The sequence below is a fragment of the Peptoniphilus grossensis genome (assembly GCF_001940285.1).
GTDB classification, from domain to species: Bacteria; Bacillota; Clostridia; order Tissierellales; family Peptoniphilaceae; genus Peptoniphilus_A; species Peptoniphilus_A faecalis.
Genome location: NZ_MJIH01000001.1, coordinates 1482281 through 1494210 on the forward strand (window position 1 = coordinate 1482281; position 11930 = coordinate 1494210).

Here is an 11930-nt window from a genome sequence, read left to right on the forward strand (position 1 = left end):
GCAGAGTACTTGCAAGAGTGCTAATGATGTTGTATAATGGAATAGTCAAAGATAGTCAAATAATTTTGATATAGCTGACAAAATTTTAAATTTAAAATTATTCATTTAATTTATAATTTATGTTCCTTTGCTTTTAATTTGGATATAATTATGTTGACAGTTAAATGAGTTTATATAGATTATGAGGAGGTTAATTTTGAAATACAAAGATTATTATGAAATCCTTGGAGTTTCTAAAGATGCAGATGAAAAGGAGATAAAGAGCGCCTATAGAAAGCTGGCTAAAAAGTATCACCCAGATCTTCATCAAGGCGATAATGCCGCTGCTGAAAAGTTTAAGGAAGTTTCAGAGGCTTATGAGGTTTTATCTGATGCCGATAAGAGAAAAAAATACGATACTTTTGGCTCTAATTATGATTTTAGTTCTGGCTATGATTTCGATCCTTCTCAATATGGTTACACATACACTACTGGAGGAAGTGGAGCAGATTTTTCTGATTTCTTCGAAACTATTTTTGGTTCTTCTAGATCTGGCGGAAATTTCTCTGGTGGTTTTAACATAAATGATATTTTTGGAGATTTGTCTGGAAGGGGAAAAAGAACGTCAAACAAGAGCAGAAATAAGTTTGAATCTGAACTTTCTATTTCTATTAAAGATGCCTATGAGGGTACTACGAAAAATGTGAATTTGACTTATAATAAAAAGGAATACCAAGTTGCTGTCAAAATCCCTAAGGGAATAACCCGTGGTAAGAAAATTAAGGTCAAGGGCGAAAAATTTGGTCTTCCTGGCGATATTTTATTTAAAATAAATATTCGTGATGAGAAAGATCTCGTTCTCGATGGGTTAGATATTACTAAAACTCAAAATATTTATCCATGGGATGCAGCTCTTGGCAGCAGTCAAACTGTGGAAACTTTAGGTGGCAAATTAAAATTAAGAATACCAGAAAATTTTGTTGGAGGAAATAAAATGAGAATTCCTTCAAAGGGATTTAAAGATTTAAAGGGCAATGTGGGGGATCTCTACATTATTTTTAATATCGTAAACCCTAATAATTTATCTGACAAACAATTAAAATTATATAAAGAATTACAAAATTTAAGTAAATAATAAAAAATGAGGTGTTTTTATGAATTTTGAAAAATTTACTCAAAAATCCCTTGAAGCCGTTCAAGGTGCATACAATATTGCTAAGGAATACGGCAATCCCGAGGTAAAAGAAATTCACATCAATTACGCCCTTTTAAAGGACAAAGATGGACTTATTCCAAGAGTCTTGACATATATGGACCAAAACCCAGACATGATAAAGGCAGATGTCTTAAAGATTATTGAAAGACTTCCAAAACAATCTGGTGCGGAAGTTTATGCAGACTCTTCTTATAGAGAGCTTTTCCAAAAGGCGGAAGATTTTATGAAAAAGATGGGCGACGAATACCTTTCTGTTGAGCATATTTACCTTGCTCTATTAAACATGAAGGGAAAGGATTCTTCTTCTGTTTTCAACAAGTATAAAATTGATGCAGATGGATTTTTAAATGCTCTAAAAAAAATTAGGGGCAATCAACATGTTACAACAGATAATCCTGAGGGAACTTATGATGCATTAAAAAAATATGGTCAAGATTTGACTGAACTTGCAAGAGATGGCAAGCTTGACCCAGTAATTGGTCGTGACGAAGAGGTGCGCAATGTTATTAGAATTCTTTCTCGTAGGACTAAGAACAATCCAGTTTTAATTGGTCCTCCCGGAGTTGGTAAAACGGCAATTGCAGGTGGTCTTGCACAAAGAATTGTATCCGAAGATGTACCTGAAGGTCTTAAAAATAAAATTGTCTTTTCACTAGACATGGGTGCACTTGTAGCAGGTGCAAAATACCGTGGAGAGTTTGAAGAGAGATTAAAAGCTGTTTTAAATGAAGTGAAAAAGTCTGATGGAAATATTATTTTATTCATCGATGAAATTCACAACATAGTTGGCGCAGGAAAAACTGATGGAGCGATGGACGCATCAAATTTGTTAAAGCCAATGCTTGCTCGTGGAGAACTACATGCAATTGGTGCAACAACTCTTGACGAATACAGAAAGTATATTGAAAAGGACCCTGCACTTGAAAGAAGATTCCAAAAAGTTTTGGTTAAAGAGCCAACTGTGGAAGATACAATTGCAATCCTGCGTGGATTAAAGGATAAATACGAAATTTATCACGGAATAAGAATTTCTGATTCCGCAGTAATTGCAGCAGCAACTCTATCTGATAGATATATTACAGATAGATTTTTGCCAGACAAAGCAATTGACTTAATGGATGAAGCTTGTGCAATGTTGAGGACAGAAATTGATTCAATGCCCACAGAAATTGATGAAGTGAGAAGAAAAATTTTGCAACTTGAAATCGAAAATCAAGCTTTAAAAAAGGAAACTGATGAGGCAAGTTTAGAAAGACTTAAAAAACTTCAAGGCGAACTTTCTGAAGAAAAGGCAGAATTTGACAGATTAAAATCAAAATGGGAAGCTGAAAAGAAGGAGCTTGACTCTACAAAGGACTTAAAGAAACAAATTGAAGATACTAATCACGCAATTGAAGAAGCCGAAAGGAATTACGATTTAGAAAAACTTTCAGAATTAAAATATGGCATTCTTCCAAAGTTAAAGGAAGAATTAAAAAAGAAGGAGTCATCTACTAAAGATGAATCTTCCATGGTAAAGGAAGAAGTTACAGAAGATGAAATTGCCTATGTAGTAAGTAGATGGACTGGAATTCCAGTTGAAAAGCTAAATAAAACTGAAAGAGAAAAACTTCTCAATTTGGAAGAAATTCTTCACAAGAGAGTAATTGGTCAAGATAGAGCTATTGAAGTTGTGTCTGATGCAGTACTAAGGGCAAGAGCAGGACTAAAGGATAAAAACAAACCAATTGGATCCTTTATATTCTTGGGACCAACTGGAGTTGGAAAGACAGAAACTGCAAAGGCTCTTACAGAAACACTTTTTGACGATGAAAGAAATTTAATTAGAATAGATATGTCTGAGTACATGGAAAAACATTCTGTGTCAAGACTTGTAGGTTCTCCTCCAGGATATGTTGGCTACGATGAAGGCGGACAGCTTACAGAAGCTGTTAGAAGAAAACCCTATTCAGTAATTCTATTTGATGAAATTGAAAAGGCACATCCAGATGTATTTAATATCCTTTTACAAGTTTTAGACGACGGAAGACTTACAGATAACCAAGGAAGGACTGTGGATTTTAAAAACACAGTAATAATAATGACTTCAAACATTGGCTCACACTTTTTAATTGACGGAATTGGCAAAGATGGGCAAATAACTGAAGGTGCAAGGGAAAATGTAATGCAAGATCTTCGTACTTCCTTTAGACCAGAATTTTTAAATAGAGTTGACGAAATAGTTTTATTTAAACCGCTTCAAAGAGATGAAATTTACAACATTATTAAACAAAGCATTAAAGAAGTTGAAAGAAAACTTCAGGATAGAGATATTAAAATCGAAGTTACCGATGCTGCCCTTGAATTTATTTTGAACGCATCTTTTAGTCCACAATATGGTGCAAGACCAGTTAAGAGATATATTGGTCATACTCTTGAAACAAAAATTTCAAAGATGATAATAAAGGGCGATGTAATGGATGGCGACACAATCATAGTTGATGTCTATGCAGATGATTTATCTGTAAGAGTTAAATAAGATTTAAAGACTTGCTATTTTTGGCAGGTCTTTTTATGTCGGTAGTATTACGAATATTAAGAAATTATTAATTAAGTTGAAATAATGTCCTTTATCACTTTTTTATCACAAAAAAGATTTAAACTCAATGACATAATGTAATATAATACAAATAGCATTTTATTTAGGAGGAACTTTAATGAAACCATATAGTAAGAAATATTTAACACTTGCACTAGCAGGGGTATTAGTATCGTCAATGCCAGTATCTGCTTTTGCACAAACAGAACCAGCAGCACCAGCAGGAGTACCAGCAGCACCAGCAGGAGTACCAGCAGCACCAGCAGGAGTACCAGCAGCAGGAACTACACCAAGTACAACTACACCAAGTACAACTACATCAAGTACAACTACACCAAATACTGAAACTACAACTCCATCAGAGGCTGAAAATAAGAAAGAAAGAGAAGCAGATAAAAGCAATCTATCAAGCCGTGATTACACTATTAATAAGGGAGAAAGAGTTGATGCTAGTAAAGTTCTATCTCTACCAGATGGTGCAGAAATAATTGGTAATAAAACTTTTGAATTTTATTCAAAGGGAAATCATGAAGAAACTGTAACAGTTAAATTTAAAGATGGATCTACAAAAGAAGTTAAGATTAACTTTGACGTTAGGGATAGATATGATGATAGATACAATAATATTACACTTACAAATGTGAGATACGATGGAACATATTTGACAGGTTATACTTCTGCAAAAGCTGACATATATATAAAGAGAGTTAGTTCAGGATATGGATACGGATATAGCTATGACAGAGGATATGAAAAAATAGGATATGCAGATAATAGAGGCGATTTTAAAATTAAAGTAGATCTTAAAGAAGGAGAAACTTATTCTGTAATAGCAAGAGATGGATCAAAAGAATCAAGAAGTGTAGAAGTTAAAAATGACAATTACAAAAACATCAAGGGTTCAAAAGTTGATGCAAGTGATTTAAGAATTATGGGAAGAACTTTAACGGGTTATGTTAAAAATCATCCTTTTGAAAATGTAAGAGTTTACATGGACGGAAAGCTACTTGGAAGCTTTAGAACTGATAAAAATTCATATTTTTCAGTAACTTTAAGCGAAAGTGTATATGATAGAGAACTTGATGATTTAAAATTCTACACAGATTCAAAAACAGTTGAAAATAAAAAAATTAAAATTAAAGAAGCCCTTGAAGGACAAAAACTTGTAAAGGGAACTGCAAATGCAAAGGACGAAATTACAGTTTACGATGCAAGCAATAGAAAACTTGGAAGCATCACTGTAAATAATTCGGGAGTATTCACTGTATTTTTAGATAGAGCATTAATCTTTGGTGAAACTATAAAAGTCGAAGCAAAAAATGAAGCAGGAGATATTACAAAGATTGAATACAAAGTTACAAAAAATGCAGTTGAAGAAGTTAAGGCAATTGCTTATATTAAGGGCTACCCAGATGGAACATTTAAGCCACAAGCAAATGTAACAAGAGCAGAAGCAGCTCAAATGTTTGCTACTTTGTTAAATGGAGGAGCAGATTTTGGAACAAGCTCTGCAACAAAGTTTTCTGATGCAAATGACAACTGGTTCTCTAAGGCAATTAATTATGTTGTTGCAAAGGGTCTAATTAGTGGTTACCCAGATGGAACATTTAAACCAAATGAAAGCATTACAAGAGCAGAATTTGCACAAATGATTTCTGGCTATGTTAAGAATGAAAAGAAGGGTTCTTCTGACTTCCAAGATGTTAAAGATCACTGGGCAAAGGATGCTATTGAAAAATTAAATGGCAACAAAAATGTAACAGGTTATCCCGATGGAACATTTAAACCTAATGCAAAAATAACTAGAGCCGAAGCTGTTACTATTTTAAACTCTGTTTTTAATAGAAATACAACTAAAAACTCACTTAACAATGTGAACACTTCATCTCTTAATAAATTCTCAGATGTAAGCGAAGGATTCTGGGCTTATTACAATATTCTTGATGCAGCAAACACTCACAACAGAGAAAGATTAAACTCAACTTCTGAAGTTGATATGTGGAAATAATTTTAATGAGGCTCCTAAAGGGGCCTTATTTATTGCAAATTTTTAGGAGAAATTAATAAAAATTAATAAAAATTAATAAAAATAAAAAAGCACTTGACTTTTGTAAATCTCCTATATATAATTTAAAAAACAATTGAATACATTGTATTGAAAAATACGATAGAGGAGCGGGATTTATCAGTAATCTTTTGGAGCAAGACCATGCAGTGAATAAAGATGAAAGGAAATTTCGCCGAAGTGTATTAATGGTAAGTTAATATGCTGGGCATGCAAACAATATTTGTATGACTGTCACAATATGTGGGGAGCTATCTAAAGTTAAATACTTTGTCTTATTTTATTAGACATCTTTAACAGTTTGGTTTTCCAGACTGTTTTTTTATTACTTTTTATAGCCACCGAGAATTACGGAGGTATATTATGAATTTAAGAAAGAATTTAGCAAAAGTTTTATTAGTTGCAGGTTTAGCTAGCACAATGTTTTTAACTGCTTGTAATTCAAAGGGAGATGGAGGCACAGCGGCTGCTCCATCAGATTCAGGAACTTTAAAAGTTGGAATGGAATGCGATTATGCACCTTTTAACTGGACACAAACAAATGAAAAAAATGGTTATCCAATTGCAGCTGGAGGATATGCTGGCGGATACGATGTTGAAATCGCAAAGGAAATCGCAAAGTCCATGGACAAGAAGCTTGAAATAGTAAAAACTGAATGGAATGGGCTTACTCCTGCACTTACTTCAGGGAAAATTGATTTAATTATTGCAGGAATGAGTCCAACTGCTGAAAGAAAGGAAACTATTGATTTTTCAAATACTTATTACACATCAGATCTTGTAATAGTTGTTAAAAAGGATTCGCCTTATGCAAAGGCAAAATCACTTGCTGATTTTAAGGGTGCAAATATAACAGGGCAACTTAACACTTTTCACTACGATGTAATTGATCAAATTGAAGGTGTAAATAAATCCACAGCTCTTGAAACTTTTCCAGCAATGATAGTTGCACTTAGAAGTGGAAAGATCGATGGATATGTTTCTGAAAGACCGGGCGCACTTTCTGCAACTTCTGCAAACAATGACTTAAATTTTGTAGAATTTGAAAAGGGAAAGGGATTTGAAGCATCAGAAGAAGATACATCAATTTCAGTAGGAGTTAAGAAGGGCAACGATGAACTTTTAAATAAAGTTAATGATGCACTATCAAAAATTTCTGAAGAAGAAAGACAAAGTATAATGGAAGAAGCTGTAGCAAATCAACCACTTGGCGAATAATTATGGGAGAATAAGATGCCGGAAAGTTTTTTTGGATGGATAGGATTTTTAATAAAGGAATATGGTTCCCTCTTTGTCGAGGGAACTCTTAACACAATTATAATTGCTGTAATTGGCACATTAGTTGGATTTTTAATAGGATTATTAGTTGCAATAATAAGAACAATAAAGGTAAATAAAAAATCATCAGCCTTTAAAAGGGCAGTTTTAAAAATTGCAAATGCAATAATTACAGTTTACATTCAAGTTATTAGGGGAACACCAATGATGGTACAAGCTATGATGTTTTATTATGGCTCCCTTCAATATTTTAATTTAAATATGGCAGCAATGCCTTCGGCACTTATAATCGTATCTGTAAACACAGGAGCTTATATGGCTGAAATAATTAGAGGCGGAATAATTTCTATTGACAAGGGCCAAACTGAAGGGGCACTTTCCATAGGAATGACTCATTGGCAAACAATGACAGAAATTGTACTTCCTCAAGCCGTTAGAAATATAATCCCATCAGTGGGAAATGAATTTATTGTAAACATCAAGGATTCATCAGTTTTAAATGTAATTTCCGTTTCAGAATTATTCTTTATTTCAAAATCAGCAGCGGGAACTTATCTGAGATACTTTGAAGTATTTTTTATCACAGCTTTAATTTATTTATTCTTAACTATTACAGTAAGTCAAATTATGAAGCTCGTTGAAAGAAAAATGGATGGAGATGGAACTTATAAAATTTACGGTTCACAATCTTCAGCAGAAGTAATAGAGGTTAAGGAAGAGGTGTGAGATGGCGTATATTTTTGAAATAGAAAATTTAGAAAAAAGCTTTGGCTCTAATGAAGTTTTAAGGGATATAAATTTTAAGGTTGAAAAGGGCGAAGTCCTTTCAATAATTGGTTCATCTGGATCAGGCAAGTCAACACTTCTTAGATGCATAAATTTATTGGAAGAACCAGATGGTGGAAAAATAAAATATCACGGTGAAAATATTTTAGATTATATTTCTATAAATAATTATAGGACAAAGGTGGGAATGGTTTTTCAATCCTTTAACCTTTTTAACAACAAGACTGTTCTTGAAAATTGTGTAGTAGGACAAGTTAAAGTTCTAAAAAAATCTCGAGAAGAGGCAGTAAGGGTTGCAGATGAATTTTTGAAAAAAGTTGGGATGTATCCCTTTAGAGATGCAAAACCGGCATCATTATCTGGTGGGCAAAAGCAAAGAGTTGCCATAGCGAGGTCACTTGCAATGAATCCAGAAGTTCTTCTCTTTGACGAACCAACATCGGCGCTTGACCCAGAGATGGTAAATGAAGTTTTAAATGTAATGCGTTCTCTTGCAGAGGAAGGACTTACAATGCTTGTAGTAACTCACGAGATGGGCTTTGCAAGGGATGTATCTAACAGAGTTCTCTTCATGGATAAGGGCGTTATAGCAGAGGACGAAGATTCAAAAGAATTTTTTGCAAATCCAAAAACTAAGAGGGCAAAGGAATTTTTGTCCATGGTTTTATAATTTAAATTTTAATAAATCTTAAAAAGCTCGAAAGGGCTTTTATTTTTTTGTTTTTTACTAAAAAAGCAGCTCTAAGACTGCTTTAAGTAAAATAAATAATCTTATTCACAAGTTTTGTAAAAAATTCCAAATAAAACAAGCATTCTAAATTAAAAAATCCAATAAATTACCAAATGCCAAGTAGGTTTTGCATTGCCAAGCTCACAAAAATTATTCCTATCCAACAAAGGGCACCTTCTACTATTGCCTTTCCTCCTTGTGAAATTAATTTTTTAAGATCTGTATTAAGTCCAATTGCAGACATTGCCATTATAATAAAAAATTTTGACAAAAATTTCATTGTTGACAAGAAAGAGGCTGGAAGTGGAAGCACAGTTGTGAAAATTGATGCAAGTAGGAAAAATAAAATGAATGTTGGAAAAGATTTTAACACGCTAACTTTTTCTGCATTTTCCTTTGATTTTATGATTCCAAGTCCAAGAGTAATTGGAATAATTGCAAGAGTTCTCGTTAATTTTACAATTGTTGCATAATTAAGTGCGGTGTCGTCATTAAACATTGTTGACCAAGTTCCTGATGCTGCCACAACTGATGATGTGTCGTTTATTGCTGTTCCAGCCCACATGCCAAAGCCTGTGTGAGTCATGCCAAGTTTTACGCCAAGGGTTGGGAAGATTAGTGCAGCGATAATATTAAATAAAAATATTACGGATATTGAAGTCGCAATGTCTTCGTCCTTTGCGTTAATAACTGGTGCTGTTGCAGCAATTGCCGATCCACCACAGATTGATGATCCAACTCCAATTAGTGTTGCAACATCTGAATCAATTTTTAAAATCTTTGCTGTGGCAAAGGAGATTATAAGTGCAGTTGAAATTGTAGAAAGAATTATTAAAAGTGATGATTTTCCTACTACAATAATTTCGCTAAGGTTAAGACCAAACCCAAGTAGTATTACGGCAAATTGAAGTATTTTTTTTGATGTAAATTTTATTCCAGATTCAAAGGACTCTGGTCTTTTAAAATTATTCAATATAATACCGAAAAGAATGCCAAAGACAGGTCCGCCAATTACTGGAAAATTTTTGCCTAAAAAGTAGGCACAAGTTGCAATTAAAGCTGAAAATAAAATGCCAGATATATTTCTTTTTTCCATTATTATGTTCTCCTATGTTTTTGTTTAATAAATAATTATTATACATGATTTTTTTAAATTAGTTCTTACTTTTACAAAAATTTTCTAATGAATTTTATAAATCTAAAATTTTTCCACAAAACTGTGAAGTATTGGCACCTTTATAGTATAATGAAAATAGTATGCAATGAGATTTTCCATAAAACTTGTGGAAATTTATTTTATTTATTATAATACTTTTATTATGGAGGTAATATGAGATTATCAAAACTTTATATGCCAACTCTTAGGGAGGATCCACAAGATGCAGAGATTGCATCTCATAAATTTCTACTAAGAGCAGGAATGATTAGAAAATCTGCTAGTGGCATCTATACATATTTGCCACTTGGTTATAGATCTATTCGAAAAATTGAAAATATAGTCCGTGAAGAAATGGACAAAGCTGGTGCAATGGAGATTTTAATGTCTGCCATTCAACCAGCAGAAATTTGGAAAGAGTCTGGTAGATGGGAAAAATTTGGTCCTGAAATGTTTAAGCTAAAGGATAGAAATGACAGAGAATTTTGTCTTGGGCCAACTGCGGAAGAATATTTTACCACTCTTATCAGAGATGAGGTTAAAAGTTATAAGGATCTTCCTCTTAATTTATATCAAATTCAAACTAAGTATAGAGATGAAAAAAGACCTAGATTTGGGATAAATAGAGCTAGAGAATTTTCTATGAAAGATGCCTATACTTTTGACACTTCTCCTGAAACTCTTCACATTGCTTACATGAATATGTATAAAGCTTATGAAAAAATATTTGACAGATTAGAGCTTGATTATAAAATTGTCGAAGGGGATAATGGTGCAATGGGCGGTACTGGTTCGCACGAATTTATTGCTCTTTCTGAAACTGGCGAAGGTGTAATTGTATATTCTGAATCTGGAAAATTTGGAGCAACTGAAGAAAAGGCTCCTGTTGAATATGCGATGCCAGCACATGAAGATAAAAAGGAATTAGAAAAAGTTCACACACCGAAGGCGAGCACAATTGAAGAAGTTGCTAAATTTTTAAAGGTGGATGAAAAAAAATGTGCCAAGGCAGTTGACTTAATGCTTGGAGATGAGCCAGTTATAGTATTTATTCCAGGAGATAGAGAATTAAATATGGCAAAGCTTGTATCTTACACTGGAGTTGCTGAACACGACATAAGGATGATGGAAGAGTCTGACATCGAAGCTATAAAATCTAAAAAGGGTTATACTGGACCAATTGGTTTAGATGTTAGAAAGATTTTTGACAAAAGAGTTGCTGAAATGGACAATCTTATTGTCGGTGCAAATGAAGAAGATTACCACTACATCAATGCAAATTATGGCAGAGACTTTGAAGGTGAAGTTGTAGAGGACCTTCTTCTTGTATCTCAAGGCGACAAAGTGCCTGGAACTGATGAAGAATATAAATTTGCAAGGGGTATTGAAGTAGGAAATATCTTCAAATTGGGTACAAAATACTCAGAGGCTCTTAATGCAACTTATCTCGATGAAAGGGGCAAGGCAAATTACTTCTATATGGGTTCTTATGGTGTGGGCATTACAAGATCTGTAACGGCAATAATCGAACAGAATCACGACGACAATGGGATTATTTGGCCAATGGCAGTGGCTCCTTATGAAGCAATTATTACTATTGTAAATGTAAAGGATGATGAACAAGTTGCCCTTGGAGAAAAAATTTATGACGAGTTAAAGAAAAAGGGTGTAGAAGTTTTACTTGACGACAGAAAAGAAAGAGCTGGAGTTAAGTTTAAAGATAGGGATCTAATTGGTATTCCACTAAGAATTACTTGTGGCAAGAAGTCCGGAGAAAGTTTTGTTGAATATTCAACTAGAAAAGAAATGGAAAATTTTGAAATTTCTTCTGAAGATGCAATAAAAAATGTTTTAAATGAAATAGAGAAGGTTAGATAATATGAGCGATTTTAAATTTGAAATTATAGAGCACTTGGGAGTTTTATCTGAAAGTGCAAAGGGCTGGACTAAGGAACTTAACAAAGTTTCCTTTAACGACAGACCGGCAAAGTATGATTTGAGAGAATGGGATTCAAACCACGAAAAGATGTCTAAAGGTGTTACACTTAATGATGAGGAAATGGAAATTCTCTCTAAAATCCTAAAGGATAGAGGTATTTAATATATTTTTAAAACAACTTATGTTATAATATAGAGATGTTA

9 protein-coding genes and 1 riboswitch are annotated in these 11930 nt (G+C 33.4%); of the genes, 8 read left to right on the top strand and 1 reads right to left on the bottom strand.

The features are described from left to right. The first annotated feature begins 196 nt into the window (after positions 1-196). The 6 genes from BIV18_RS07175 (at position 197) to BIV18_RS07200 (ending at position 8572) form a co-directional block, all read left to right on the top strand. Positions 197-1114, top strand: coding sequence for a DnaJ C-terminal domain-containing protein (locus BIV18_RS07175; protein ID WP_075659951.1), 918 nt, complete (start codon positions 197-199; stop codon positions 1112-1114). 19 nt (positions 1115-1133) lie between these two features. Beyond that, positions 1134-3713, top strand: a complete 2580-nt coding sequence (gene clpB / locus BIV18_RS07180) for an ATP-dependent chaperone ClpB (protein ID WP_075659952.1) — start codon at positions 1134-1136, stop codon at positions 3711-3713. A 178-nt stretch (positions 3714-3891) separates the two neighbouring features. Beyond that, positions 3892-5781: an S-layer homology domain-containing protein gene (locus BIV18_RS07185; RefSeq protein WP_075659953.1), complete on the top strand. Its 1890-nt coding sequence runs from the start codon at positions 3892-3894 to the stop codon at positions 5779-5781. Between the two features lie 152 nt (positions 5782-5933). Next, positions 5934-6100, top strand: a riboswitch (Lysine riboswitch). A gap of 101 nt (positions 6101-6201) precedes the next feature. After that, the gene (locus tag BIV18_RS07190; RefSeq protein ID WP_075659954.1) at positions 6202-7056 is read left to right on the top strand and encodes a transporter substrate-binding domain-containing protein; all 855 of its coding nucleotides are present in this window, start codon (positions 6202-6204) and stop codon (positions 7054-7056) included. 15 nt (positions 7057-7071) lie between these two features. Further along, complete coding sequence (locus tag BIV18_RS07195; protein ID WP_075659955.1) at positions 7072-7842, top strand: amino acid ABC transporter permease; 771 nt, start codon at positions 7072-7074, stop codon at positions 7840-7842. Position 7843: 1 nt separating this feature from the next. Beyond that, positions 7844-8572 (top strand): amino acid ABC transporter ATP-binding protein, encoded by a 729-nt coding sequence (locus BIV18_RS07200; protein ID WP_075659956.1) that lies wholly within the window; start codon positions 7844-7846, stop codon positions 8570-8572. A 166-nt stretch (positions 8573-8738) separates the two neighbouring features. Here BIV18_RS07200 and BIV18_RS07205 read toward each other — a convergent pair whose 3' ends face one another. Then, positions 8739-9728 (bottom strand): YeiH family protein, encoded by a 990-nt coding sequence (locus tag BIV18_RS07205; protein WP_075659957.1) that lies wholly within the window; start codon positions 9726-9728, stop codon positions 8739-8741. A 234-nt stretch (positions 9729-9962) separates the two neighbouring features. Between BIV18_RS07205 and BIV18_RS07210 the strand changes: the two genes are divergently transcribed. Then, positions 9963-11666: a proline--tRNA ligase gene (locus BIV18_RS07210; RefSeq protein WP_075659958.1), complete on the top strand. Its 1704-nt coding sequence runs from the start codon at positions 9963-9965 to the stop codon at positions 11664-11666. A gap of 1 nt (position 11667) precedes the next feature. Then, entirely contained in the window at positions 11668-11889 is a 222-nt protein-coding gene (locus tag BIV18_RS07215) for a YdbC family protein (RefSeq protein WP_075659959.1), read from the top strand. Positions 11890-11930: the final 41 nt, after the last annotated feature.